Consider the following 26,301-nt stretch of genomic DNA (forward strand, 5'->3'; position numbering starts at 1 on the left):
TGTACCGCATCGCGCACGGCCGGCGTATCGGTCGTCAGGTCCGTGCGCCTGATCTGGTCAAGCACCCGTTCGCGGGCGCGCTTTGCGTCCATACCGTCCGCGACCTTGCCGACCGTCACGCGCCCCTAGGTGTCGTCGGAGCGGGTCCACCGGTAGATAAAGCCGATGGCGGGCTCGGTCGTCGCCTTCTTGCCTCGCGGCATGACACGGACGCCGAACCCGGTAATCTGGTCGTCGTAGATATCGCGCTGCCTGTCGGTCGCGCCTTCCTTCATGAGTCGAGCGACCAGGTCTCGGTTGTTACGTTCTTTTGCCACGGGGCACCTCGTTTCGAATCGTTTTTGGACAGATTTCGGACAAGTACCGTAGTGGATCACCGCGAACCGTTACGGCCTCGAACGAACTTAAGCCACTGATTTTATTGACGAAACGAACTCTAGTACACCGAGGCGAACTACACAAATTCCCCGCACAGGGGCAACGCTAATAGACCACCATTAATTCAAGGAAAGGCCAACACCCCAAAACCCACCCGGCGCCAGCCCCCTCCGTCACTCCACCTTCCCCTTATCAAGCTTCTTCCCAGTCGCCGCATTAAACCGCTCGACATACTCTTCGATCAGCCTGCGCAACGCACGTCCAATCTGCCGATAATCCGACTCATTAAGATTCGCCAACGACACCCGCCCGGACGGATGTTCAGTACCGAATCCTCTCCCCGGCAACAACACAACCCGCGCCTCCCTGGCAAGCCGGAACAAAAGTTCCGAAGGCTCCGTATTCTTGAAAAGCCACTCGACAAACTCACGCCCAAACGCACGCTCCCCAAGAAACTCCATATCAAGAATCGTGTAGTAATCCACCTGGTTCTTATCATCGTCTTCAAACGAAATCCCGATCTCTTCATACAGCGCGCGCTTGCGGCTACGAATCAACCGCTTCAACGCATTCTTGTACGCGTCGGGCGTATCCATCAGCGAGAACAACGAGAACAACACCATCTGCACCTGCTGCGGCGTCGACAGCCCCGCCGTGTGGTTCAACGCGACAGTCCGGCTATCCGCCACCAGACGATCGATGAACTTGAGCTTATCCGGCTCCGTCGTAATCGACTCATAGCGCGTATGCAGTTCCTTCTTCACATCTTTCGGCAATTCGGCAATCAACCGGTCGAGCACGTTGTCCCGATGCGTCGCGATCGTGCCGAGCCGCCAGCCCGTCGCACCGAAATACTTCGAGTACGAGTACACGAGAATCGTGTTTTTCGGCGCAAGCGCAAACAGCGACACGAAATCGTCGGCAAACGTGCCATACACATCGTCCGTCAACAGGATCAGATCGGGCCGCGCTTTCACGATATCGGCGATCTGTTCGAGGCTTTCATCGCTGATCCGCACCGACGGCGGATTGCTCGGATTCACGAGAAAGAACGCCTTCACTTTCGGGTCGCGCAGCTTGTCGAGTTCCGCTTTCGAGTACTGCCAGTTATTCTCGACGCTGGCGTTCAGATTGACGACGTTCAACTTATAGTCGTTCAAACGCGGAATCTCGATGTACGGCGTGAAGATCGGCATGCCGAGCGCGATCGTATCGCCCGCCTTGATGAGGCGGTTCTCGCGCAACGTGTTGAAGATATAGGTCATCGCGGCCGTGCCGCCTTCCACGGCAAAGATGTCGAACTCGCCGATGAACGGATGCTTGCCGATCATCTCGCGCCGCAAGTACTGCCCGACAATCACCTCCGACAGCTTCAGCATCCGGTCCGGCACCGGATAGTTCGACGCGAGAATGCCCTCGCACATTTCATACAGGAAGTCGCCCGCAGACAATCCCAGTTGATCGCGTACATACGACACCGCACCGCGCAGAAAATCGATCCCGGGCACGCCCCGGTTTTCGCGCAGGAACAGCTCGAAACGCTCGGTCAAACCTTCGCGCTTCGGAAAACCGCCGACACCTTCCGGCATGTAGGCGAACGAGCGTTCCGATTCGCGCATTGCAAAGAGGCCGAGTTGCCAGAAGCCGTGGCGCGGGATCGTCGCGAGAAAATTCGGATTGCCGCGCCCGGCGTTGAGCATGGATGCATTGGCGGGCCGCTCCACGGCGCTGCCGCCGGCGGCCTTGATCAGTTCGTCCTTCAACTCGAACGGGCTGAGCGCGGAGAAATCCTGCTCTGCCGTATCCGCGTGTTTCTTGTCGCCCTTCTCTTTTGCCATGATGCGTTCTCCTGAGCCAAGTAAAAGACGCCGGCGCGACGAATGATCGCCCGATTGACGCCGGCGTAAGAGAGATCGATAGACGTGCGCTAGACCAGCCCGACCACGAGCGGGCCGAGCAGCGTCAACGCGACGTTCGCGATGGCATACGTGATCGCGAACGGCACGGTCGGCACAGCGCTTTCGGCCTTGTCGAGCACGCCGCCGAATGCCGGATTCGCACTGCGCGAGCCGGACAGCGCGCCGGCCAGGATGGCCGAGTTGTTGTACTTCAGCACGTAGCGGCCGAACAGCATGGTGAGCAATAGCGGAAACAACGTGACGAACACGCCGAGCAGGAAGATCGTCATGCCGCTCTGTTTGACGGTGACCACGGCCTGCAAGCCGGAGTTCAAACCGACCACCGCGACGAAGGCCGCAAGGCCGAAGTCCTTCAGCAACTGCGAGGCCGCGGAAGGCATCGCGCCATACATCGGATGCTTGCCGCGCATCCAGCCGAACAGCAACCCGGCCAGCAGGCAGCCGCCACCCGAACCGAGGGTGAGCGGAATGCCGGCCACGTTGACGACGATCAGCCCGATCAACAAGCCGAGCACAATGCCGACACCCATGTAGATGAAATCGGTCTTGTTGCTATACGGCAGTTCGTAGCCGGCTGCCTCGACGGCGCGCTTGGTGTCTTTCGGCGAACCGTAGAAGGTGATGACGTCGCCGTGCTCCAGTTTGGTCTCCGGCAGGACCGGCAGTGGCTGACCGACGCGCGAGATACTCTGGATATAGACGCCGTGCCGCATATCGCGATCCACCACGGCCCGCGCGGCGGCGATCGTCGTGTGATTCATGCCCTTGCGCGTGAACACGGCTTCGCGTGTCTGCATGACGGCGCCTACGTCCTCCACGGTGGCAACTTCGCCTCCGGCCGCGCCGAATTCGACCACCGCCTCGCGGCGGCCGACCACGAGGACCACGTCGTCGGGTTTCAACACCAGGTCGGGCGCCGGGTCGAGCGGCTGGCCGTCGCGCTTGATCCGCTCGATCGTCAACAGGTCGTGATGCAGAGTCTCGACGGCCTTCACCGTTTTCCCGGCGCTGACATCGATCTTGTACGCGCGCCCCACCATCTCGGGCAACGCAGAAAGTTGCCCCGGTCCGGCGGCCGCCGCGCCCGCCGTCAGTTCGCGCTCCACTTCGACCGAGGCTTCGCGCAAACCCTGGCCCATGAACTTGGGCAGAATATTCACGCACACGATGATCGCGCCCAACGAGCCGAACACGTAGGTCACCGCGTAGGCAATCGCCACGTCCGATTGCAGCGACTTGACCTGATCGGCGGGCAGGCCGAGACGCGCGATCGCGTCGCCCGCCGTGCCGATGATCGCCGACTGCGTCAGCGCGCCCCCCGCGAGTCCGGCGGCGAGCCCCTTGTTGAGGTGAAACACCTTCGCGCATACCACCACGGTGATCAGCGCGGTGACGGCCAGAAAGACGGCCATTGCGATCTCACGCAGCGTCTTGCGGTTCAGCGAGTTGAAGAAGCCCGGACCGGAGTCATAGCCGACCGCGTAGATGAAGACGGCGAACATGACCGACTTCACGCCGTTGTCGATCGTCACCCCCGCCTGACTGATCACAACCGCGGCCAGCAACGACCCGCCCACACCGCCCAACTGGAATTTGCCGAAGTTGATCTGCCCGATGAAGTAGCCGGCCGCGAGCGACAGAAACAGCGCAATCTCGGGTGATTTCTGAAAGATATGATGTAGCCAGTCCATCGTGCCCTCGCTGAATAGTTGGCGATACTGAGTACTGGGTGCTGCCTGTGCATATGTGGCGCAATCGTGTCGCTTCGCGCATGCCGTGTGCCGCGTCTGCCGGCCGTGGCATGGCGCGCCACGGCCGGTACATCTGCCCGCCTAGTGGAATTTCCCGGCGAGACCAACTACCACCGGCCCCATCAGCGGCAACAGAATGTTCGAGAGTGCATACGTGATCGTGTAGCCGATCACAGGGGTGGAGTTGCCTGTGACGCCCACCAGTGCGCTGATAGCGGGCGTGCTGCATTGCTGGCCGGCAATCGCGCCGAGCAGCATGGGTGCTTCGAGCTTGAGGAACATGCGACCGATCCAAAGGGACAGCAGACCCGGCACGAGCACCATAAGAATCCCGGCAACCGGCAACGCCAGACCGTATTCGCGCACCAGCTTGATCGCGTCCGGTCCGGCCGACAAACCCACTGCGGCGATGAAAGTGGCAAGGCCGAAGTCCTTGAGAATTTGCGCCGCCGCCGAAGGCAGCGAACCGATCACCGGGTAATGCGAACGGATCCAGCCGAACAGCAGCCCCGACAACAGACAGCCGCCGCCCGTGCCGAGCGCGACCGACACGCCGCCGATCCGCCCGCCGAGATGGCCGATCGCCATGCCGACCAGCACGCCGAGCCCGAGATAAACGAAGTCGGTCTTCTGCGTGGCCACGACCACGTAGCCCAGACGCTTCGCGCCGCGCTCGACGTCGGCCTTGCCGCCCACCAGCGTCAGCACGTCGCCACGATTGAGTTCGGTGCCGGGCAGCGCGGGCACCGTGGTCTCGAGCCGCGTGACCGCCGCAATGTAGACGCCGCGTCCGTTTTCGGGCGTCGCCTGTTCGCGTACCTGCGCGACCGTCAGCCCGTGCAGGTCGCGGCGCGTCAGCACCACGTCGAGCTTCTCGGCCATCACCTGGCCGAAGTCCGTGCCGTTCACTTCTTCGCCGAGAGCGGCCGCAGCCGCCACGATCGCTTCACGCCGCCCACCCAACAGAATGACGTCGCCGGGCGCGAGCGTGAGTTGCGGCTCGGCCGGCACGTTCGCGCCGTCGCGCCGGACGCGCTCGACCGTCAGATTGAAGCCGTACTGCTGCTCGAACGCCCGGATCGTCGCGCCGGCGGCCGCGCCGACGTGGAACGCGCGGCCCACGAGCGCCGGGGCGGCGGCGAGTTGACCCTCGCCGTACGCGCCGTCGCCGCCGAGCTTGCGCCACACGCGCTCGGCTTCGTCGCGCAGATTGATGCGCAGCAGCAGCGGCGCGAACTGGCTCGTGAAGAGCACGATGGTGATCAGGCCGAACAGGTAGCTCACGCTGTATGCGGTCACGATATTGGCCTGCAGGCGCGCCGTTTCCACCTCGCTGAAGCCGAGCTTGGAAATCGCTTCGGAAGCCGTGCCGATCACGGCCGACTCCGTCGCCGCACCGGCCAGCAGACCAGCGGCCGTGCCGGCGTCGAGCCGCATGACGGTCACCGCGATCATGATCAGCACCAGCACCGAAACGATTTCGACCACCGACAACAAACCGTAGCGCCAGCCGCGCCCGATGTTGGCAAAGAATTGAGGGCCGCCGGTGAAGCCCAGCGCAAAGATGAACAGCGCAAAAGCGATGTTCTTCAGGTCGGGGGCAAGGCGCGCGCCGGTCTGCCCAAGTAACAACGCCACGATCAACGTGCCGCACACGCCGCCCAGCTGAATGGGCCCAATGCGGAACGAACCAATGAAATATCCGATTGCAAGGCTTGCGAACAGCGCGATCTCGGGTTGAGATCTCAGCAATTCACCGATCATGTTGGCTCGCCGATTGACGGGGTTATTAGCAGGAGGCTGAAAAAAAATTCGAAGAATTCCAACGAATTCATTTCAGCCAGTATGACGCCCACATCACTCAACCGGCATAGCGATTGAGTGAAAACATAATTTAAGGCAATGGAATGACGCGAGTCGCGTCCGAGGGGATATGCCGCATTGCAGCGCGGCACTGGAACAGCTTTCCGATAGCTCGACAGTCACGCTTTCCTCGCGAAGTTGCCTAACGCTGTGAAAAAGACATAGTCTGCTGATGGCCAATTATTACAGCATGAGTGAACATGCTTTCTCGGGACTGCTTTTTAATAAATATGGTAGTTCGGCAAGGCTGTCAATATTATTTTCAACTCCCTGCCAATTCGTCTTCGCAAAAAATGAGCTTTAGCGCCCGTACGTTTTCCTCGGAGCCCGATATGCGCATCATTCTGTTCAGCAGCCGCCAGTACGACAGCGACACCTTCACCGAAGCCAATGCGTCGCACCGCTACGAACTGCATTTCCAGGAATCGCACCTCGACAGCGAGACAGCCGTCCTCGCCCAGGGCTATGAGGTGGTGTGCCCGTTCGTCAACGACAACGTCGATGCGGCGGTACTGGAGCGGCTCCGCACCGGCGGCACGCGCATGATCGCGTTGCGCTCGGCGGGCTTCAATCATGTCGATCTGGACGCGGCCGCGCGTCTCGGCATCACCGTCGCGCGTGTGCCCGCCTACTCGCCGCACGCGGTGGCCGAGCATGCGGTCGGCCTGATTCTGGCGCTGAACCGGCGCCTGCCGCGCGCCGCCGCGCGCACGCGCGAAGGCGATTTTTCGCTGCACGGACTGCTCGGCTTCGACCTGCACGGCAAGACCGTGGGCGTGGTCGGCACCGGCATGATCGGTCGCGTATTCGGTCGCATCATGGCGGGCTTTGGCATGCAGGTGCTCGCGCACGATCCCGGCACGCCCGCCGACGACCTGCTCGCGCTAGGCGCCCGCTATGTGCCGCTCGACACGCTGCTTGCCGGGTCCGACGTAGTCAGTCTGCATTGTCCGCTGGTGGCGGGCACCTACCATTTGATCGACGGCCCAGCGCTCGCCAGAATGAAGCGCGGCGCGATGCTGATCAACACGGGCCGCGGCGGCCTCGTCGAAAGCAATGCGCTGATCGGCGCCTTGAAGGACGGCCAGCTCGGCCACCTCGGGCTCGACGTGTACGAGGAAGAAGGCGGCCTGTTCTTCGAGGATCATTCGAACCTGCCCTTACAGGACGACGTGCTGGCGCGTCTGTTGATGTTCCCGAACGTGATCGTCACCGCGCACCAGGCGTTCTTCACCCGCGAGGCGATGAGCGAGATCGCCCAGACCACGCTCGCGAATGTCGCTGCATGGCGAAACGGCACGCCGCTCAACGTGGTGGGCGCGCCCGCCTAGGCGCCGCCGCTGTTCAGCGAAGTGGCGCGGACCACCGTGCGCGCGTCGTCCGCCGCGCCGCAGAGTTCGCGCAGCAACAGCGCCTCACGCTCGTGTACTTCCACCGGAAACCAGCGCGCGCCCGCCGCGGCCAGATAACGCGCGCGATGCTGGCCGTTGCGGAACGCCACCACGCCTTCGCGCTCCAGTCCGACCCAGCCGAGCAGCCCCGGCGCGCGACGCGTCGAGATGGTCACGTAAGGCATCTGTGGAACGCGCGAGTTTTCCGGATCGAGAAACTCGCGAATGCCGCGCACCTTGCCGGAATGCCATTCGGCGACCGGCTTTAAAACATAATCGGTGTTGTCGCGATCGGCGCAGGCGAGCAGCTTGCGCACGTCGACGAGTACCACCTGGTGCCGCGTGCCGTCCGTGACGAAGACGCGTTTCAGGCGCACATGGTCGTACCATGAATGCTCTTGCAGCGGCACGATCCAGACCGTCTCAGCACAAGCCGGCGCGGCGGTTGACGATGAATTGGACAAGGGCAAAGGCAGGCTCGATAAGCTGGTGAAAAATCGCCAGCGCGTTAGAAGAGCGCTAAAGCTACGAGCCGATTGTGTAAGAAGCATGACAGGCCACGGTATTAACTACGCTGCATGAGCACACTGCGCGAAAACCCGGATGAACAGGCAAACGCGGACCGCTATGGAGACAACGATGGTAACCACGCAAAATTTCAATGACCACGTGCGCATCGAAGCTAATGAGGATATCGGCGTCGCCACGATCGTCCTTGAGCGGCCCGCGCGCCGCAATGCTGTCGATCGGCCGGTTGCCCAGGCGCTCAGTGCCGCGTTCGCCTGCTTCGAAGCCCAGCCGGCCTGGCGCGCGGCGGTGCTGTTCGGCGCGGGCGGCACTTTCTGCGCCGGCGCGGACCTGACCGCTCTCGCCGACGACACCCGCCGCAACGAACTGCACGCCGACGGCAGCGGCCCCGGCCCGATGGGACCGACGCGCACGAGCTTCCGCAAGCCGGTGGTCGCCGCGATCGCGGGCTATGCGGTTGCGGGCGGTCTGGAGCTGGCTGCGCTGTGCGATCTGAGAGTGGTCGAAGAAGACGCCGTGCTCGGCGTGTTCTGCCGGCGCGTCGGGATTCCGCTGATCGACGGCGGCACGATTCGCCTGCCGCGTCTGATCGGCCTGTCACGCGCGCTGGACCTGATTCTGACCGGCCGCGCGGTGAGCGCGCAGGAAGCGCTCGGCTTCGGACTCGCCAACCGCGTGGTAGCCAAAGGCACGGCGCGCGCCGCAGCCGAACAGTTGGCCGCCGAGCTGGCGGCCTTGCCGCAGGCGGCATTGCTCGCGGACCGCCGCTCCGTGCTGGAAAACAGCTTGCTCGACGATCTCCCCGAAGCGCTGCGTCGTGAAGGCACGGGGGGCTATCAAGCCGTCTTCGAAGAAGGTATCGCCGGCGCGGCGCGTTTTGCCGAAGGCTCGGGCCGTCACGGCAACATGCGCGATGCCGGCGGCGACCCACGCTAGACACCCGCCGGCACCGGCCACGCCGCCGTTTTCAGCGAAAAACAACAACCGCCCTTACGACCAGCAAGCCTGTTTTGACTTAGGTAGAATCCCCTACTGTTTCACTCCTTTGTACGGCGCACGCGTGCTCGCCCCGAAAACGCGCGCCGGCCGCGCGGCGCTCCCGTCGCGCCGATTCACGCTCCTTCATCATGCCTTTGCCTCTGCTCGCCCTTGCCGTTGCCGCTTTTGGAATCGGTACCACCGAATTCGTGATCATGGGACTGCTGCCCGACGTGGCGCGCGACCTGTCCGTTTCGATTCCGGCGGCCGGCATGCTGGTGTCGGCGTACGCGCTCGGCGTCACCATCGGCGCGCCGATCGTCGCGATCGCGGTCGCCAACATGCCGCGGAAGAAGGCGCTGATGAGTCTGATCGGCGTGTTCATCGTCGGCAATCTGCTGTGCGCGGTTGCGCCGGGTTATGCGGTGCTGATGGCCGCGCGCATCGTGACGGCGTTCTGCCACGGCGCGTTTTTCGGCATCGGCTCGGTGGTGGCTGCAGGCCTCGTCGCGCCGAACCGCCGCGCGCAAGCCATCGCATTGATGTTCACGGGCCTCACGCTCGCCAACGTGCTGGGCGTGCCGCTCGGCACCGCGCTCGGCCAGGCGGTGGGCTGGCGCGCCACCTTCTGGGCGGTGACGGGCATCGGTCTCGTCGCGGCCGCCGCGCTCGCCGCGTGCCTGCCGGCGAAGATCGAGATGCAGAAGGCGAGCCTCGTCCACGAATTCAGCGTGCTGAAGAATCCGCAAGTGCTGATGGTGCTCGGCATCAGCGTGCTCGCGTCGGCGAGTCTCTTTTCCACCTTCACGTACATCACGCCGATTCTCGAAGACGTGAGCGGGTTTACGCCGCACTCGGTCACTCTCGTGCTGCTGCTATTCGGACTCGGCCTGACGGTGGGCAGCACGCTCGGCGGCAAGCTCGCCGACTGGCGGCTAATGCCTTCGCTGGTGGCGTTTCTGCTGGCTATCGTGGTGATTCTGACCATCTTCGCCGGCACCATGCACTCGGAGATCCCGGCGATGATCACGATTTTCGCGTGGGGCGTTCTGGCCTTCGCAATCGTGCCGCCGCTGCAAATGCTGATCGTCGACCGCGCGAGCCATGCGCCGAATCTGGCTTCGACCTTGAACCAGGGCGCCTTCAACCTCGGCAACGCAACGGGCGCCTGGCTAGGCGGCATGGCGATCGGCGCGGGCGCACCGCTCACCACGCTGCCGTGGGTCGGCGTGGCGACCGCGATCGGCGCGCTGGCGCTGACGCTGTGGTCGGTGTCGATCGAGCGGCGCGCGCAACGGGTCGCCGTGGCGGGCTAGCCGCTCTCATCCGCGCGCCCCGCGCGGATGCGCATGACTCGCGGCCGTAGTAGCATCTCGGCCGATGAAAGTTACCCTCACCCGCGATTTCCTCGCTTTGATCCTCAGTGTCGCCGTGGTCGGACTCGGCAGCGGCGCGACACTTCCCCTGACCGCCCTCTCGCTCACGCAAGCCGGCTATGGCACCGACGTGGTCGGCCTGCTGACCGCCGCGCAAGCAGGCGGCGGGCTCGTCATCGTGCCGCTCGCCGGCTGGATCGCGGCGCGCTTCGGCGGCCGCCAGGTGATCGTCGGCGCGGTGCTGGTGGTGGCGTTCGCCACCGCGCTGATGCAACTCACTTCGAACCTCTGGCTCTGGGCCGTGTTGCGCGTGCTGTGCGGCGCGGCACTGATGCTTCTCTTCACGATCGGCGAAGCCTGGGTCAACCAGTTGGCCGACGACGCTTCGCGCGGCCGGGTGGTCGCCATCTACGCGACGAACTTCACGCTGTTCCAGATGGCCGGGCCCGTGCTGGTGAGTCAGATCGCCGGCTTCACGCATTGGCGGTTCCTGATGTGCGGCGCGATCTTCCTGCTGGCGCTGCCGATGCTCGCCACGATCCGCACGACGCCGCAAGCGTCCGGGGACGAGCACGCGGCGCACGGCAGCTGGCGTCGTGTTTTGCCGCAGATGCCGGCGCTCGTGATCGGCACCGGGTTCTTCGCGTTGTTCGACACGATCGCGCTCTCGTTGCTGCCGCTTTTCGCGATGTCGCACGGCATTGCGAGCGAGGTGGCCGTGCTGTTCGCCTCGGCTCTGCTGCTCGGCGATACGACGATGCAATTTCCGATCGGCTGGCTCGCCGACCGGCTGGGGCGCGAGCGCGTACATATCGGTTGCGGTGTGGTCGTCGTGGCGTTGCTGCCATTGCTGCCGTGGGCGGTCACTTCGCCGTGGCTTTGCTGGCCGCTGCTCTATGTGCTCGGCGCGGCGGCGGGCGCGATCTACACGCTGTCGCTGGTGGCCTGCGGTGAGCGCTTTCGCGGCGTCGCGCTGGTGTCGGCCAGTTCGCTGGTGGGCGCGTCGTGGAGCGCGGCCAGTTTCGGCGGCCCGCTGGTGGCCGGTGCGCTGATGAAGGGCGTTGGTAACGACGCGGTGGTCGCTGTGCTGCTCGTGGCGGCGATGGCGTTTCTTGCCGCGGTTTGGTGGGAGAAGCGGCGTGCGCCGGTGCGGGTTGCGGGTTGATCGGCAGGTTTTGTCACAGCGCCCCTGCATGGCGATCCACAAATAGAACAACAGGAAAGCCACGCCAAATGGCTTCCCCGTTTTTCATCGCGCGCCGTCCGTGCTGATGCTAACGGCGCGTTGTCACTGTCACTTCGGCGCCGGCAAAATCTCCCCGACGCACACGCCGAAGCCCACCCGATAACCCTCGCCCTGGCACCAGCCGGCAAGCGTCAGCTCGTCGCCGTCTTCGATGAAACCGCGCGTGCCGCCTTCCTGCAACTCCAGCGGCTTCTTGCCGTTCCACGTCAATTCGAGCAGGCTGCCGAAGGAATCCTCCGTCGGCCCGCTGATCGTGCCCGAGCCCATCAGGTCGCCCACGCGCGTGTTGCAGCCCGATACCGTGTGATGCGCGAGCTGCTGCGCCATCGTCCAGTACATGTGCTTGAAGTTGGTCCGCGTGATCGTGCTCGCCTGCTTTGCCTGCTGCGGGCGCAGCGTCACTTCCAGCGTAATGTCGAAGGCATGTTCGCCGTCGTGCCGCAGATAAGCGAGCGGCTGCGGATCTTGCACAGGCTGCGCGACGCGGAACGGTTCGAGCGCGTCGAGCGTCACGATCCACGGCGAGATCGTGGTCGCGAAGGTCTTCGCGTTGAACGGCCCGAGCGGCACGTATTCCCACTGCTGGATATCGCGCGCGCTCCAGTCGTTCAGCAGCACCAAGCCGAAGATATGCGCTTCGGCATCCGCGCAAGCAACCGGCTCGCCCAACGCATTGCCCGCGCCGATCACGAAGCCCGTTTCCAGTTCGATATCCAGCTTGCGGCACGCGCCGAACACCGGACGCTCCTGGTCCGGCAGCTTCAACTGCCCATTAGGACGACGCACGGGCGTGCCGCTCACCACCACCGACGACGCGCGTCCGTTGTAACCGATCGGCATCTCCGACCAGTTCGGCAGCAGCGCATTCTTCGGATCGCGGAACATGGAGCCGACATTCGTCGCGTGCTCCTTCGACGAATAGAAATCGGTGTAGCCCGGAATCTGCACCGGCAGATGCAATTGCGCGTCGGCCTGGCGGATCAGCGCGCGGCCGCGCAGCTCGGCGTCGTCGCGCAGCGTCGCGTCATCGCGCGACAGCAGCCTGCTCAACTGGACACGCACACTGCGCCATGCGTCACGGCCGAGGGCGATGAAATCGTTCAACGCGTCGCGCACGAATACGCTGTCGCCCGCGCCCGTTGAAGGCACGCTCAGCAGACCCGCGCTTTCGAGCGCGGCCAGGTCGACGATGCTGTCGCCGATCGCGACACCCACGCGGCGCGTCGCATTCAGCCCGTCGCTGAAAATGCCGAACGGCAGATTCTGAATCGAAAAATCGTTGGCCGGATGGTTGGCCGACTCGACCCAGCTTTTACGCGACGGATCGAGCGTCGCCTGAAGATCGCTCGATGCGTTCATCGTTGCTCCGGATTGAAATGTTTCTTGAGGCCTTGCCAGCACTCGTAGTAATGCGCCTGCAATTGCGCGGTTTCGAGCGCGAAACGGGTCGGCTTGATCAGCGTGCGCGTTTCGACCATGAAGGCCATTGTGTCGCCGACTTTCATCGGTTTCGACGTATCGATATGCGAGGCTTTTTCGAACGTGTCCGCATCCGGGCCGTGACCCGACATGCAGTTATGCAGACTCCCTCCGCCCGGCACGAAGCCCTCGGCCTTCGCGTCGTACACGCCGTGCACGAGGCCCATGAACTCGCTCGCGACGTTGCGATGGAACCAGGGCGGGCGGAACGTATCTTCCGCAGCCAGCCAGCGCGGCGGGAAGATCACGAAGTCGATCGCATCGACGCCCGGGGTATCGCTTTGCGATTGCAGCACCAGAAAGATCGACGGGTCCGGATGGTCGAAGCTGATCGAGCCGATCGTGTTGAAGCGCCGCAGGTCGTATTTGTATGGCGCGTAGTTACCGTGCCACGCCACCACGTCGAGCGGCGAATGGCCGATATCCGCGCGCCACAGGTTGCCGTTCAGCTTGGCGACGAGTTCGAAGTCGCCTTCACGATCCTCATAGGCCGCATGCGGCGTGAGGAAATCGCGCGGGTTGGCGAGCCCGTTCGAGCCGATCGGGCCGAGGTCCGGCAAACGCAGCAACGCCCCGAAGTTCTCGCAGATGTAACCGCGCGCCGCGCCCTCCGGCAGGCTCACCGCGAAGCGCACGCCGCGCGGAATCACCACGATCTCGAACGGCTCGACTTCGAGCCGGCCCAGTTCGGTGGCGATATCGAGGCGCCCTTCCTGCGGCACGATCAGCAACTCGCCGTCGGCGCTATAGAAGAAGCGGTCCTGCATCGAGCGGTTCGCCGCGTACAGATGAATGGCGCAACCGTTCATCGCTTCCGCCGCGCCGTTGCCCGCCATCGTCACCCAGCCGTCGATGAAATCGGTCGGCTCGGCCGGCATGGGCAACGGATCCCAGCGCAACTGGTTCGGCGGTGTCGGCGGCACCTCGGCGAAGTTGGCGACGAGCCGCTCCGAGGGCAGCGGCGTGAACGGCTTGTGCACGGCCGCCGGACGAATCCGGTACAGCCACGAACGGCGATTGTGGGCGCGCGGCGCAGTGAACGCCGTGCCCGACACCTGTTCGGCGTACAGACCATAGGCCGCGCGTTGCGGCGAGTTGCGGCCTTCCGGCAATGCGCCCGGCAAGGCCTCTGTCGCGAATTCGTTCGCGAAACCCGACTGATAGCCCGGCTCGATTTCGAGCCGCGAACTGGCAGTGTTCGGCTTACGTGTTGGGGTATCCATGCAAGGTTCTCCGTTGATACTCGATCTCGTCATCTCACGCGGTGCGCGGCTCGGACGGCCGGCCGCGCTGGCGCGTCGCGGCGGCCAGTCCGATCACCAGCAGCGCGGAACACAACACCGGCACCGCCGCCGCATGAAACAGCGAAGCGTTCGACCAGTTGAGCGCGATCAGCTGACCGCCGATCAGCGGTCCGATCACCGAACCGATCCGGCCGATACCAAGGCTCCAGCCAATCCCTGTCGAGCGCAGCGAGGTTGGATAAAAATGGCCGGCCAGCGCGTTGACCGCCGGCTGTCCGCCGACCACGCAGAAGCCGCCCGCGAATACGACGATCAGCAGCCACGGCAACATATGCGCCACCGTGCCGATCGTGCCGACCGCCAGCGCGGCGCCCGCGAAGCACACGAACAGCACGCGCACAAAACCAAAGCGTTCGATGAACCAGCCGAGCAGCAAGGTGCCGACCACACCGCCCGTCTGCAGCACTGTGCCGACGAGCACGGCGGTGCTCGGCGAATAGCCGGCGTCGCGCATCACGGTGGGCAGCCAGTTCGACAGGAAGTACAGATCGATCAGGTTCATGAAACTGATCGCCCACAGAATCAACGTCACCGGGCCACGGCCGGCGCGAAACAGCTCGGCGACCGGCGCGCCGCCATTGCCCTTCTCACGCACGACGAGACGCGTGTTCGCGTCGATCGGCAGCATCGGGTTGAACTTCGCGAGCCAGCGCAACGCGCGCTCGTTGTGGCCTTTGAGAACCAGGAATTGCAGCGACTCCGGCAACACGACGAGCATTGCCAGCGCCAGCAGCAAGGGCGCCGCGCCGCCGACCCAGAAGACCGAGCGCCAGCCATAGGCCGGAATCAGCGCGGCGCTGATAAAGCCGCCGAGCGCAGCGCCCACCGTAAAGCCGCACGACACCAGCATCATGCGCTTGACGCGATGCACGGGCGTCGAGAATTCGCCGACCAGCGCCATTGCGTTCGGCATGATGCAGCCGAGCCCGAGACCGGTGATGAAGCGCAACGCGATCAAGGCGGGGATCGTCGTGACGAAAGGCGTGGCGAGCATCGCCAGCGCAAAGAAGAACGTCGAGCCGATCAGCACCGGCCGGCGGCCCACGCGGTCAGCCAGCACTGACAGCCCGAGCGCGCCGAGCAGCATGCCGAACAGACTCGCACTGAACACCGGACCGAGCGCGGCTTTCGAGACGTGCCATTCGCCGATCACGCTCGGCGCGACGTAGCCCATAGCCTGTGCGTCGAAGCCGTCGATCACGAGGCACAGCCCGCATAGCACGAGCAGCATCAACTGGAATGCCGGGTGATGCGTTTCGGCAAGCACGCGCTCGACTTCGATCACATTGGTGGCGGCCGTGGCCGGTTTCTCGCTCATTGGGTCGTCCCCTCCTGCTGACTGGATTGTTGAGTGGCGTGCGGCTCAAACGCCCGGAGAACACCGGTGTTCTGCGCATACGGTGCGCGCGGCACACACTTTCCCGCCACCGCAGCCACGCCACAATTTACGTATGGTAAAACTAATTACGCATAGTGAAATTAACGTATACCCTGAAAAACTGTCTCAAAACCCCAGAACCGCCCGTAGATACAAGCGTCGGACGGATAACGTTATGAGCAATTTGTTCATGTGAGCGCGGTGCGGACTGCTACCATCATTGGGTGCGGCACGATTGCGGTGCCGAGCGCCTCTCTACCGCCATCTACACGTCTACATGATTCCGCCGACCATCCCCGACCTCATTGCCCGCGCCGCCGATCATCCGTTTCTCGGCGCGCATCTGATGATGGGGCAAGGCTTGCATCACGACGTCGCGCTGGCGCAGTTCAACGGCTTCGAACTGGTCAGCGGCTATGAGCCGATCTTCGATATCAGCGTGCATGCGTTGGCGCAGTCGCTCTCGTCGGGGGTCGAAGGTGTGGATCGTTTCGGCGACGAACTCGGCTTTCAGGCCGTCACGCACCGGCTCGACGCCGCGCCGTCCGACGTGTTCGATCCGTTCGACCGGATCGCCGACGATCGGGATCTCGTCGCGCTCGACCGCATGTCACGCGCGCTGCACGCCATCAATTTCTTCGGCGCGCAGCGGCATGGGCTGCTCTTTCTGCGTGTGCACGAGCGGCTGCTCAAGAGTGTGAAGTACGACCACGGCCGGCATTTTTCGACCGTGCTGGTGTCGTTCGGATTGAACCCGTCGCGGGTGGTGATCGAACTGCCGGCAGCGGCGGTCGCGCACAAGACCTTTCTCGGCTATCTGACCAAGAGCTATCAGCACTATGGCTTCAAGGTGGCCGGCAACCTGTCCAACGCGGGACAGATTCTGTCGGTATCGGAAACCGCGCGGCTCGACTTCCTCAAGATGGATGCGGGGACCGCTTTGCGCGACGCGACGGTCAAACCGCTAGTCGGTTACGCCGGCCGCCTGCGGATTCCGTTGATCTTCAATCGCGTAGTGGATGAAGCGCAGTTCGAGGCTTTGCAGCAGTACGACGTGCGCTTCGTGCAGGGACCGCTGTTCAACGCGCATTATCACGACCGGGCGGTTTGAGCCACGCGGAGCTTGACCCGCGCGGAGCCGGCTGCGCGCGCAGCCGCTTCAGCCCGTGTCGCCTAGCCGCCGCGCAAGCGCCGTCAGCCGCGGCGCGACGTTGTCACGAAACACCTCTTCGCCCATCGATGAAGCCGGCCCGCTGCAACTCAGCACCAGCCAGCGACCTTCACGCGGCTCGCGAAACGGCACCGCGACCGCATTGACATCGTCGTGCCACGCGCGGAACGAATAGCAGCAGCGCTGCGCGGCAAACGCGGCGATTTCTTTCTGCGCGTCGGCGACCAATGCGTCGCCTTCCTTACCGGCGGCCTTCCGTAGTTCCGCCAGCAACGCGACGCGCGCGTCGAGCGGTTGCACAGCGAGATAGGCGCGCCCCATCGAACTCGTCAGCATCGATAGTTTGGAGCCCGAAGCCAGCCCGAGCGTCAGCGCGGTTTCACTGCGGATCGTCTCCAGATAGATCATGTCGAGCCCGTCGCGGCAACCGAGCGAGACCGCCGCGCCCACCTCGCGCGCGAACGTGCGCATATGCGGGCGTGCCAGTTCGAGCGTGTCCGTGCCCGAGAGCAGCGCGAATCCGAGCGACAGCACACCGGCGTCGAGCGCATATTTACCCAGGGTTTCGTCCAGCCGCAGATAGCCGAGCACGGTCAGCGTGTAGGCAAGACGGTTGACCGTCGCCTTCGGCAAACCCGTGCGCTCGACGAAATCGCGGTTGCCGAGCATGGTTTCTCCCGGCTTGAACGCGCGCAGCAAATCCAGCCCGCGTGCGAGGGCGACGACGAATTTGCGCTCGTCGAGCGGTTCGGAGAGAGTGGATGCAGGCGCCATGGGGTGGTACACTCGGACGTGTTTTGCAAAACATTGTTTCGCATAGCGGAACTTAAGTCAAGCTCACGCACGTTTCGTCAAGCAAGGAATCAGGAGATAAGTCATGGCCGAGGCCGCGCAGTTTCACTGGGAAGACCCGTTGCTGCTGGATCAGCAGCTCACCGAAGACGAACGCATGGTGCGCGACGCCGCCGCGGCTTACGCGCAGGACAAGTTGCAGCCGCGCGTGCTCGAAGCGTTCCGTCATGAGAAGACCGACATCGAGATCTTTCGCGAGATGGGCGAGCTCGGACTGCTCGGCCCGACGATTCCCGAACAATACGGCGGCCCCGGCCTGAACTACGTCGCTTATGGCCTGATCGCGCGCGAAGTGGAGCGCGTCGATTCCGGCTACCGGTCGATGATGTCGGTGCAATCGTCACTGGTCATGGTGCCGATCCACGAATTCGGCTCGGAAGCGCAGAAGCAGAAATACCTGCCGAAGCTCGCCACCGGCGAATGGATCGGCTGCTTCGGCCTGACCGAGCCGAACCACGGCTCCGATCCGGGCAGCATGGTCACGCGGGCCAAAAAGGTCGACGGCGGCTATTCGCTGTCGGGCTCGAAGATGTGGATCACCAACTCACCGATCGCCGACGTGTTCGTGGTGTGGGCGAAGCTCGAAGAAAACGGCAAGGACGCGATCCGCGGCTTCATTCTGGAGAAGGGCTGGAAAGGACTGTCGGCGCCGACCATCCACAGCAAGGTGGGTTTGCGCGCGTCGATCACCGGTGAGATCGTGCTCGACGAAGTGTTCGTGCCGGAAGAAAACCGTTTCCCCGAAGTCAGCGGTTTGCGCGGTCCGTTCACCTGTCTGAACTCGGCGCGCTACGGCATTGCCTGGGGCGCGCTGGGCGCGGCCGAAGCATGCTGGCACACCGCGCGCCAGTACGTGCTGGATCGCAAGCAGTTCGGCCGGCCGCTCGCCGCGAACCAGCTGATCCAGAAGAAGCTCGCCGATATGCAGACCGAGATCACGCTCGGGCTGCAAGGCGTGCTGCGTCTCGGCCGCATGAAGGACGAAGGCACCGCGGCTGTCGAGATCACCTCGATCATGAAGCGCAATTCATGCGGCAAGGCGCTGGATATCGCGCGGCTTGCACGCGACATGCTCGGCGGCAACGGCATCTCGGACGAGTTCGGCGTCGCGCGGCACCTGGTGAATCTGGAAGTGGTGAACACCTATGAAGGCACGCATGACATTCACGCGCTGATTCTCGGGCGCGCACAAACGGGCATTCAGGCTTTCTTCTGAACCCGGGGATGCGCTGATTCCGCCGGTCGTGGCTGGTTTGCGCAGTACGAAAAAAAGCCAGTCCACAAGTGGACTGGCTTTTTTGTTTTCCTTCGACGCGGCGCCGCAGCTAACGGCGCGCTTCGCGATTCATCGACCGCTTACTTGTTCGGCTGCGGCGTCATGCGCAGATACGGACGCAGCGCCTTATAGCCCTTCGGGAATTTCTGCTTGATGATTTCCTCGTCCTTCAGCGACGGAACGATCACCACGTCATCGCCCTGCTTCCAGTTGCCCGGTGTTGCAACCGAGTGACTGTCGGTCAGTTGCAGCGAATCGATCACACGCAGCACTTCGTCGAAGTTACGGCCCGTGCTGGCCGGATAGGTGATGATGAGACGCACCTTCTTCTTCGGGTCGATCACGAACAGCGAGCGCACGGTCAGCGTTTCGTTCGCGTTCGGGTGAATCATGTCGTACAGCTCGGAAACCTTGCGGTCGCCGTCCGCGAGAATCGGGAAGCCGACATTGGCCGCTTGAGTCTCGTTAATGTCTTTAATCCACTCCTTGTGCGACTCGGCGCTGTCGACCGACAGCGCGATGGTCTTCACGTTGCGCTTCTCGAATTCGTCGGCGAGCTTCGCGGTCAGCCCGAGTTCGGTCGTGCACACCGGCGTGAAGTCAGCGGGATGCGAAAACAGCACACCCCAGCTATCGCCCAGCCACTCATGGAATTTGATCGGGCCGACACTCGACTGTTGCTCGAAATCCGGCGCGATATCGCCAAGACGTAGACTCATCATGTATCTCCTAAAGGTTTGGACATTGCCGCGCGAGCATTCACCGACGGCGCCCCGCAAAGATAAAGCATACGGGAGCGACGGTATATGACGAACGAACATCGCGTCACTACTTTATGCGTTTTTGTAATTTTCACTGATTTAGTGGAAACTTTGCGGGCCAGATCAACTCCATCTCAGGCAAACTTCGCCTCACATAGTGCGGGCGGCGGAGTTTTTTGTGGCTATGCTTCAACCGGGAACGGTTCGTGCGAAGTTGTGAACCAACCGAGCCCTGCGCTCGCCAGCGGCCGTTTCTTTGGTTACGATTCACGCGTGGCGTGAGACGAAGGGGAGCTGTCAATGTCGGAAATCAACAAGGAGAGATTGATGTCGGATATCAAAACCGTCCTCGCGGACGCTGAAGATCTGCTGAAACAGGCCGCGAGCGCCACCGGCGAGCGCGCTTCGGAACTTCGTGAAACAGCGCTGACGCGCCTGAAGCAGGCCAAGGAAAAGGCGGCTGACGTTCAGGTCGTCGTGGTCGAAAAAGGCAAGAAAGCAGCGCGCGCTACCGACGACTACGTGCACGAGCACCCGTGGGCATCCATCGGCATCGCCGCGGGCGCCGGTGTGCTGCTTGGGTTGTTGATCAACCGCAAGTAAAGCTGGCCAAGGCGCCGGGCGTATCCCGCCCGGCCCACCAGCGAATCGGGTTGACCGGCGCAGGCCTGGCCGGTCCGCTTCTCCTGGCGCGCGCGCGCGCCGTTCAGGCCTTCACGCGCAACGCCCACAGCCATGACGATCGACACACAATCGCAGCGCGGAGAACATAGTCCCTTGCGCCGCATAATCGGTTCCGTGTTTGCCATTCTGCAAACGCGGCTGGAACTGGTTGGCATCGAACTCGCCGAAGAAAAGGACCGTCTGCTCGGCGTGCTGTTCCTTGGCCTCGCGGCCATGATGCTCGCCACCATGGCCTTGATCGCGCTCACGGCACTGATCGCCATTGCATTCTGGGACACTTACCGCTGGCAAGCGCTCGCCAGCATCACCGCGGTCTATGCGGTCGCAGGATTAGCCTGTGCGCTGAAAGCGCGCAGCGGTTTGCGCAACGCGCCGATGGTGTTCGAAGCGACCATTGCCGAGTTCGAAAAAGACCGCGACGTGTTCCGCAAACCATGACCGGGAGGCGCAACGGCGTGCCCTGCGTCTTCCCTTAAGAATCTCGCGCGACTTTGCAGCACCGTTCCATCGTCCCACCTTCACTGCCGCCGACACGCCATGAGCCAGATCCACTCCGATACCGCATTCCGTAACAAGCGCCACCAGGCCAAAGACCTGAGCGCACCTCATTTGCGAGCGCTGCGCAAGGAACTGCTGCTGGTGCGCGCGGATGTCGAGCGTATGGAACTTGCGCAGGCGACCATCGAATTGCGGCAGGCGGTTACCCACTTCAGCTGGCTCAAGTTCGTACTGCCGGGCTTCGGCGGCATGCGCGTTGGCAAGGGCTCGAAGGCGGGCTTTATCAACGCGGGGACCATCGGTGCCCTGCTCAAACAGTATCCGATCATCAGTTCCATCGCTTCGCTTATCCTCGCCAAGCCACTGCGCGCAACGGTCGCAGCCGGCGCCAAACCCTTGCTCAAGTGGGGCAGCCTCGGCCTCGCCGGGTGGGAAGCGTATCGGATCTGGCAGCAGATGAAGCAGGAGTCTGCTGCGTCGTCTGACGACAAGGCGGACTCGGCGGATAGCGGTTATTGAGGTTTGATGCGGGCTACCGTTTGCGGGCTGCCGGTTCGCCAGGTTGTATTCCAGCAATCGCCGCCGGCAGGTGTCGACGCGTTTGGCCCACCGTTTGCTCCGCCGCCGGCCCCACCACTTGTCCCGCTTTTGTTGCCACGCAATCCTGTGGCATCGAGCGTGAAAATGCCGCATGTGTCGTCGCGCATCGGGCCGGATTCGCTCGGCGCGGCCTCTATCGCGTAGCCACCGTTGGCATCGTCCGCGGGCAGCACGTGCAGGCGATAGACAGGCGTGCCGAATTGCGGCGCCTGATCGAGGCCCGGTGGTAATGTCGGCACGCTGCCGCTCGTTGTTCCTTCGACGAATTGGGCCGCGCGATAGAGCGCGGACGCCGCATCGATTCGATGCGTTCGTGCGACATGGCTGCGGTACGAAGGCACGGCGAACACGGCCAGCACGGCGGCGATCGCCAGCGTGATCATCAATTCGAGCAGCGTGAAGGCGGATGTATGCGGCTTCATGAAGCCTCCGTCAAAAAGGCCGGCTGGCAACGTGGCGCCAATGACGTTCAATCTTGTCTCCATCGATCACCAACTCCATCTGCAGCCACACCTGAGACTCCTTCGTTCGGCCGAAGCCGCGCGACGTCAATAAGTACGCTCGAGCATCGACGCGACTGGCAAGACGCCAGGCCTCGACCAGGCACTGCGGCGGCCGCAGCGACTCGGGCCATTGCGCCACGGGCACGACGGCGCCGGCTTCGAACGCGGCTTCAAGTTTCCATTGGGTGGGCTCGCCGGATGCGATCGGCGGCGGTGCCGAGGTCTGGACGGTTGCCGCCGCGATGACACTGCGGGCGCACAAAGCCAGCGCCGAATCCGCGGCATGGAAAGCCTGCAGGTACTCGCGAACGTTGGTGGCGCCACGCGCGGCCGCAAGCGATGTCTCGAACCAGGCCGCGGAAGTGGCCAGCATCATCGTTGAAATCAACAGGACGATCGGTAGGACCACACCGAGTTGCCGGCTGCGTGGACCGTTGCACACCGTTCGAGTCATGCGTGCAAAGCTTGCCGCGTAGTCGTGGCGCCCAGAGCACAGTCCTTCTCTGTCCGCGCGGTGCTGCGGCTGTTCGATGCGTCGATTTGTCACCGCCAGTCCTCCGTAGGGTTGCGTAGCGCTACACGCCGCGAAAATGCCTGGTGCGGCCGTGAATCGGTGGCGAGAGCGCTTACGCCGTCGCAATCGACATAGCGCGAACGCTGCCCCTGCGGCACGCCACGCACGAGCACACAGAGATCGACGGCGACGATCTTCGCCCATTGATCGGCCGTCACAGCCGACGCGTCGATCGCCGCCGACGCACCAGCCAGCCAATACCGAATCCGCACGCGCTCGACACCCTCCACAAGCGGTTGCGCGGACCCTGTCTTGCCGTTGCCCTCGCAGTAAAGCTCCGGTTCACCGGTCGAAGCGCTGACTCTGGCGAAAAACCGGTTGACGACCGGCACGCCTTTTTCGCCGAGCGCCGCGCCGCTACTGGTCACGGCCTGACCGAGGCAGTCCGTTGTTTGCCCGCTGGCGGATGGCCAGGTGGAGACGTTGTCACCGGCATAGCGGACCGCGACACCGTCCGAATGACTGGGCAAGCTCTCGCAGGCGAGACTATCGTCGGCGCCGGTCGGTCTGCCCCCCGAGCACCCGAACAGCGGTGCGGGACTGTTGTACCGTGAGACGTCCGCGGGTACGAAGCCGGCCATTTGCAATTGCTGGCCAATCAGCGTCAGCGCGATCAGACCGGCTTCGCGGATCCGCATCGCATCGCTCGCGTGGTCGAATGCGCTCCGCTGCGTCGTATAGAGCGAGACGGCCCCCACTGTCACCAGCAGCCCGAGCGCCATTGCGATCGCGAATTCGACCAGCGTATGACCGCGTGCAGGATTCGACCGCCGCATCATCTTGCAAACGCCAGCGCTACGCATGACGAGCCCACGGGAAGATCCGCTCCGCCGCAGGGCGCGGGTTTGTCGATCCCATCGTCGGAACGCGGCGTGTCGCGCAACGCAGTCCACGTGACTCGCGCGGCGGACACACCGTCGTTGTCACGCACCGAGGCTTCGCCCTGCGGCAAGACCAGCGCTGCCCGCGCGCTCCATTGCCTCATTGCGGAGTCGCCCGCGGAGGGTGCGCACATCGCTTCCGCTACTGAATCGGCTATCCATGCGGCGTGTTCGCGCATAGCCATCGCGCGGGCTTCACGCGCCGTCCACAACTGACCGGCGATCAAGCCCAGCGCCGTGACCGCCATTAACGCAACAGCCAGCATGACCTCGATCAATGAACTGCCGCCGCACGTCGATTCGCGGCAGCGCGAATGCGGGTTCTGCGAAGACCGGCTCATGATGCCGCTCCGCATGCACCCTCGGTAATCCGCGCACGACCGCCCGCTGCGATACGAATGCAGCGACGCCACCCGGCCCCTTGCGTAGCCTTGGACGCCGAGCGCGGCGCAATATCGAAACTGCGGAAGGTGCCGATCAATTGCCCCGCCGGCGGCGTGAACGTGAGATTGGTCTGCGTGCCAGTAATGCTGACGGCCGCAAGCGGCGGCTGCGCACGCAATAGCGATAACGCGCCGCCCCGTTCGGCCAGGACAGCCCAGCCACAGGACCAGTCAGCGACACCGCTGCCGCACGGCTGACCCGCTGCAAGACAACGCCGCGCCGCGTCGGTCCGGCACACAGTGACACGCGCGCCCTGCCGTAGCGCTTCACTGCGCGCATAAGCGAACGTCGAGGCAAGCGCCTTCGCACGCGCATCGACCTGATCGCGCACGTACCACGCTACAAACGACGGCGTGCCCATTACGGCAATCACGGCCAGTAGTGCCACTACGGTCAGCGTTTCGACAAGCGTGAAGCCGCGGTATCGCGGCGGACGGACTGCGTTCCACTTCATCTGCATCCCTGATCGATTCGAAGAATGCAGCCAATCTAGCGACTTGCAACTCGCTCAACAATCGGCCGAACGGCCAGGTAGCACTCAGACGCTATCCCGCGCAAAAATGCACGCGACACCATAACGGCGGGGAGATGCGGATGCGCGAAAAAACTACGCAGGAAAAAACGGCTGCTCGAACGCAACGCGAGATGCGACTGCGTTCAGCGTTTGCGGGAAGGCTTGGGAGGAGAGGAGGCGCGGCGAAATTCTTCGATCACGTCTTCGAATTCGGAGACGTCTTCGAAGCGCCGGTAGACGGAAGCGAACCGAACGTAGGCAATGGTGTCGAGCGCACGCAACTCGTTCATCACGAGTTCGCCGAGGCGCTCGCTGCGTACTTCGCGCTCTCCGCTACCGAGCAGTTGATACTCGATGCGGGCAACCGCCGCTTCGATCGCGTCTGCCGCCACTGGGCGCTTGCGCAGCGCCAGTTGCATGCTCGCGACGATCTTGCGGCGGTCGAATTCCGTGCGGCTGCCATCCTTCTTGACGACCGACGGCAACGCCAGCTCGACCCGCTCATACGTGGTGAAACGTTTGTCGCAGGCCGGGCAGCGGCGGCGCCGGCGAATCGTTGCGCCGTCTTCGGATACGCGCGAGTCGACAACCTGCGTATCGGCATGACGGCAGAAGGGGCAGTGCATGGCGGCTTAACGATAAACGGGGAAGCGCTGGGTCAGCTCGGCGACCTGCGCGCGCACACGTTCGATCGTGGCTGCGTCTTCGGGGTTGTCCAGCACGTCGGCGATCAGGTTACCCACCTGCTCCGCTTCCTTCACGCCGAAGCCGCGCGTGGTCATGGCCGGCGAGCCGAGGCGCACGCCGCTCGTTACGAACGGCTTTTCCGGATCGTTCGGAATCGCGTTCTTGTTGACCGTGATGTGAGCAGCACCCAGTGCAGCTTCCGCAGCCTTGCCGGTAATCTTCTTCGCACGCAGGTCGACAAGCATCACATGGCTTTCAGTGCGGCCCGACACGATGCGCAGACCGCGCTTAACCAGCGTTTCCGCCAGCACACGCGCGTTTTCAACGACTTGCTGCTGGTACACCTTGAACTCCGGCGAGAGCGCTTCCTTGAACGCGACGGCCTTGCCGGCGATCACGTGCATCAACGGTCCACCTTGAATGCCCGGGAAGATGGCCGAGTTGATCTGCTTTTCGAACTCAGCCTTCATCAGGATCACGCCGCCGCGCGGGCCGCGCAGGCTCTTGTGCGTGGTGGTGGTGACGAAATCTGCGTGCGGCACCGGATTCGGATAGACGCCCGCGGCGATCAGGCCGGCGTAATGCGCCATGTCGACCATGAAATACGCGCCGACCGACTTGGCGATCTTCGACATGCGTTCGAAATCGATACGCAGCGAAAACGCGGAGGCGCCCGCCACGATCAGCTTCGGTTTGTGTTCCTGAGCGAGCTTCTCAGCGGCTTCGTAGTCGATGTCTTCGGCTTCGTTCAGGCCGTAGCTCACCACGTTGAACCACTTGCCCGACATGTTGACCGGCGAACCGTGAGTCAGGTGGCCTCCGTGCGCGAGGCTCATGCCCATGATCGTGTCGCCCGGTTTGAGCACGGCGAAGAACACGCCCTGGTTGGCCTGCGAGCCCGAGTTCGGCTGCACGTTGGCGGCTTCCGCACCGAACAGTTGCTTCACGCGGTCGATCGCCAGCTGCTCGGCGACGTCTACGTACTCGCAGCCGCCGTAGTAGCGCTTGCCCGGATACCCTTCGGCGTACTTGTTCGTGAGTTGCGAGCCTTGCGCAGCCATGACAGCCGGGCTCGTGTAGTTTTCCGACGCGATCAGTTCAATGTGTTCTTCCTGACGGCGGTTTTCCTGCTCGATGACCTTCCAGAGTTCAGGATCGACGTTGGCGATGGTGCTTTGGGCTCTGTCAAACATACGGATTCCGTTGATTGTGTTCAGGTTGACCGGATCGTGCGCCGAATCTTGCGTAGAGGGTACGCAGCGCTG

26 protein-coding genes are annotated in these 26,301 nt (G+C 63.4%); 9 read left to right on the plus strand and 17 right to left on the minus strand.

The features are described from left to right. Nucleotides 1-125 precede the first annotated feature (125 nt). The 4 genes from NE850_RS14175 to aspT (NE850_RS14190) all read right to left on the minus strand — a co-directional run bounded on the left by NE850_RS14175 (nt 126) and on the right by aspT (NE850_RS14190) (nt 5,812). A complete protein-coding gene (locus tag NE850_RS14175) occupies nt 126-317 on the minus strand; it encodes a hypothetical protein (protein WP_310698874.1) in 192 nt (63 codons plus the stop codon). Nucleotides 318-551: 234 nt separating this feature from the next. Beyond that, the gene (locus NE850_RS14180) at nt 552-2,216 is read right to left on the minus strand and encodes a bifunctional aspartate transaminase/aspartate 4-decarboxylase (RefSeq protein ID WP_165184507.1); all 1,665 of its coding nucleotides are present in this window, start codon (nt 2,214-2,216) and stop codon (nt 552-554) included. A gap of 89 nt (nt 2,217-2,305) precedes the next feature. After that, nucleotides 2,306-3,988, minus strand: a complete 1,683-nt coding sequence (gene aspT / locus NE850_RS14185; RefSeq protein ID WP_007179094.1) for an aspartate-alanine antiporter — start codon at nt 3,986-3,988, stop codon at nt 2,306-2,308. A 141-nt stretch (nt 3,989-4,129) separates the two neighbouring features. Next, entirely contained in the window at nt 4,130-5,812 is a 1,683-nt protein-coding gene (aspT, locus tag NE850_RS14190) for an aspartate-alanine antiporter (RefSeq protein ID WP_007179095.1), read from the minus strand. Nucleotides 5,813-6,243: 431 nt separating this feature from the next. Between aspT (NE850_RS14190) and NE850_RS14195 the strand changes: the two genes are divergently transcribed. Beyond that, complete coding sequence (locus NE850_RS14195; RefSeq protein ID WP_007179096.1) at nt 6,244-7,242, plus strand: 2-hydroxyacid dehydrogenase; 999 nt, start codon at nt 6,244-6,246, stop codon at nt 7,240-7,242. Here the strand turns inward: NE850_RS14195 and NE850_RS14200 are convergent. After that, the gene (locus NE850_RS14200; RefSeq protein WP_007179097.1) at nt 7,239-7,853 is read right to left on the minus strand and encodes a plasmid fertility inhibition factor family protein; all 615 of its coding nucleotides are present in this window, start codon (nt 7,851-7,853) and stop codon (nt 7,239-7,241) included. The genes NE850_RS14195 and NE850_RS14200 overlap by 4 nt on opposite strands. Nucleotides 7,854-7,941: 88 nt before the next feature. Between NE850_RS14200 and NE850_RS14205 the strand changes: the two genes are divergently transcribed. The 3 genes from NE850_RS14205 (at nt 7,942) to NE850_RS14215 (ending at nt 11,349) form a co-directional block, all read left to right on the plus strand. Continuing rightward, nucleotides 7,942-8,766: a crotonase/enoyl-CoA hydratase family protein gene (locus NE850_RS14205; protein WP_007179098.1), complete on the plus strand. Its 825-nt coding sequence runs from the start codon at nt 7,942-7,944 to the stop codon at nt 8,764-8,766. A gap of 191 nt (nt 8,767-8,957) precedes the next feature. Beyond that, nucleotides 8,958-10,124 carry an MFS transporter gene (locus NE850_RS14210; protein WP_007179099.1) on the plus strand — a complete coding sequence of 389 codons (1,167 nt, stop codon included), beginning with the start codon at nt 8,958-8,960 and terminating at the stop codon, nt 10,122-10,124. Between the two features lie 64 nt (nt 10,125-10,188). Next, a complete protein-coding gene (locus NE850_RS14215; protein WP_007179100.1) occupies nt 10,189-11,349 on the plus strand; it encodes an MFS transporter in 1,161 nt (386 codons plus the stop codon). 129 nt (nt 11,350-11,478) lie between these two features. On the opposite strand, the gene fahA is transcribed toward NE850_RS14215, so the two are convergent. From fahA to NE850_RS14230, 3 genes are read right to left on the minus strand one after another with little or no spacing between them, the layout of a single operon-like run. Next, on the minus strand, nt 11,479-12,789 hold the full coding sequence (fahA, locus tag NE850_RS14220) for a fumarylacetoacetase (protein WP_310698875.1): 1,311 nt from the start codon (nt 12,787-12,789) through the stop codon (nt 11,479-11,481). Further along, a complete protein-coding gene (hmgA, locus tag NE850_RS14225) occupies nt 12,786-14,132 on the minus strand; it encodes a homogentisate 1,2-dioxygenase (protein ID WP_165184502.1) in 1,347 nt (448 codons plus the stop codon). Before hmgA ends, fahA begins: the two co-directional genes overlap by 4 nt. Nucleotides 14,133-14,166: 34 nt before the next feature. Beyond that, nucleotides 14,167-15,531 carry an aromatic acid/H+ symport family MFS transporter gene (locus tag NE850_RS14230; RefSeq protein WP_007179103.1) on the minus strand — a complete coding sequence of 455 codons (1,365 nt, stop codon included), beginning with the start codon at nt 15,529-15,531 and terminating at the stop codon, nt 14,167-14,169. 337 nt (nt 15,532-15,868) lie between these two features. On the opposite strand from NE850_RS14230, the gene NE850_RS14235 reads away from it, so the two are divergent. Continuing rightward, nucleotides 15,869-16,702 carry an EAL domain-containing protein gene (locus NE850_RS14235; RefSeq protein WP_007179104.1) on the plus strand — a complete coding sequence of 278 codons (834 nt, stop codon included), beginning with the start codon at nt 15,869-15,871 and terminating at the stop codon, nt 16,700-16,702. A 48-nt stretch (nt 16,703-16,750) separates the two neighbouring features. Here the strand turns inward: NE850_RS14235 and NE850_RS14240 are convergent, their stop codons facing one another. After that, entirely contained in the window at nt 16,751-17,536 is a 786-nt protein-coding gene (locus NE850_RS14240) for an IclR family transcriptional regulator (protein ID WP_310698876.1), read from the minus strand. Nucleotides 17,537-17,639: 103 nt separating this feature from the next. On the opposite strand from NE850_RS14240, the gene NE850_RS14245 reads away from it, so the two are divergent. Next, the gene (locus NE850_RS14245; protein WP_007179106.1) at nt 17,640-18,830 is read left to right on the plus strand and encodes an acyl-CoA dehydrogenase; all 1,191 of its coding nucleotides are present in this window, start codon (nt 17,640-17,642) and stop codon (nt 18,828-18,830) included. A 140-nt stretch (nt 18,831-18,970) separates the two neighbouring features. On the opposite strand, the gene NE850_RS14250 is transcribed toward NE850_RS14245, so the two are convergent. After that, the gene (locus NE850_RS14250; RefSeq protein WP_007179107.1) at nt 18,971-19,609 is read right to left on the minus strand and encodes a peroxiredoxin; all 639 of its coding nucleotides are present in this window, start codon (nt 19,607-19,609) and stop codon (nt 18,971-18,973) included. A 342-nt stretch (nt 19,610-19,951) separates the two neighbouring features. On the opposite strand from NE850_RS14250, the gene NE850_RS14255 reads away from it, so the two are divergent. From NE850_RS14255 to NE850_RS14265, 3 genes are all read left to right on the plus strand, one after another. Then, the gene (locus tag NE850_RS14255) at nt 19,952-20,254 is read left to right on the plus strand and encodes a YqjD family protein (protein ID WP_007179108.1); all 303 of its coding nucleotides are present in this window, start codon (nt 19,952-19,954) and stop codon (nt 20,252-20,254) included. A 132-nt stretch (nt 20,255-20,386) separates the two neighbouring features. Further along, nucleotides 20,387-20,773, plus strand: coding sequence for a phage holin family protein (locus NE850_RS14260; RefSeq protein ID WP_007179109.1), 387 nt, complete (start codon nt 20,387-20,389; stop codon nt 20,771-20,773). Between the two features lie 99 nt (nt 20,774-20,872). Next, nucleotides 20,873-21,352, plus strand: a complete 480-nt coding sequence (locus NE850_RS14265; protein WP_007179110.1) for a DUF3318 domain-containing protein — start codon at nt 20,873-20,875, stop codon at nt 21,350-21,352. On the opposite strand, the gene NE850_RS14270 is transcribed toward NE850_RS14265, so the two are convergent. The 7 genes from NE850_RS14270 to glyA all read right to left on the minus strand — a co-directional run bounded on the left by NE850_RS14270 (nt 21,346) and on the right by glyA (nt 26,229). Next, complete coding sequence (locus tag NE850_RS14270; RefSeq protein WP_165184497.1) at nt 21,346-21,855, minus strand: type IV pilin protein; 510 nt, start codon at nt 21,853-21,855, stop codon at nt 21,346-21,348. The genes NE850_RS14265 and NE850_RS14270 overlap by 7 nt on opposite strands. A 10-nt stretch (nt 21,856-21,865) precedes the next feature. After that, a complete protein-coding gene (locus NE850_RS14275) occupies nt 21,866-22,483 on the minus strand; it encodes a pilus assembly PilX N-terminal domain-containing protein (protein ID WP_007179112.1) in 618 nt (205 codons plus the stop codon). Beyond that, nucleotides 22,480-23,289 (minus strand): PilW family protein, encoded by an 810-nt coding sequence (locus tag NE850_RS14280; RefSeq protein ID WP_197740200.1) that lies wholly within the window; start codon nt 23,287-23,289, stop codon nt 22,480-22,482. Before NE850_RS14280 ends, NE850_RS14275 begins: the two co-directional genes overlap by 4 nt. Further along, nucleotides 23,286-23,732 (minus strand): hypothetical protein, encoded by a 447-nt coding sequence (locus NE850_RS14285; RefSeq protein WP_165184495.1) that lies wholly within the window; start codon nt 23,730-23,732, stop codon nt 23,286-23,288. Before NE850_RS14285 ends, NE850_RS14280 begins: the two co-directional genes overlap by 4 nt. Continuing rightward, on the minus strand, nt 23,729-24,295 hold the full coding sequence (locus NE850_RS14290; protein WP_405044837.1) for a GspH/FimT family pseudopilin: 567 nt from the start codon (nt 24,293-24,295) through the stop codon (nt 23,729-23,731). Before NE850_RS14290 ends, NE850_RS14285 begins: the two co-directional genes overlap by 4 nt. 197 nt (nt 24,296-24,492) lie before the next feature. After that, nucleotides 24,493-24,975, minus strand: a complete 483-nt coding sequence (nrdR, locus tag NE850_RS14295; RefSeq protein ID WP_007179115.1) for a transcriptional regulator NrdR — start codon at nt 24,973-24,975, stop codon at nt 24,493-24,495. A gap of 6 nt (nt 24,976-24,981) precedes the next feature. Further along, a complete protein-coding gene (gene glyA / locus NE850_RS14300) occupies nt 24,982-26,229 on the minus strand; it encodes a serine hydroxymethyltransferase (RefSeq protein WP_165184490.1) in 1,248 nt (415 codons plus the stop codon). Nucleotides 26,230-26,301 lie beyond the last annotated feature (72 nt).

Origin of the sequence: Paraburkholderia sp. USG1, from assembly GCF_031570135.1 — a bacterium.
GTDB lineage: Bacteria > Pseudomonadota > Gammaproteobacteria > Burkholderiales > Burkholderiaceae > Paraburkholderia > Paraburkholderia dioscoreae.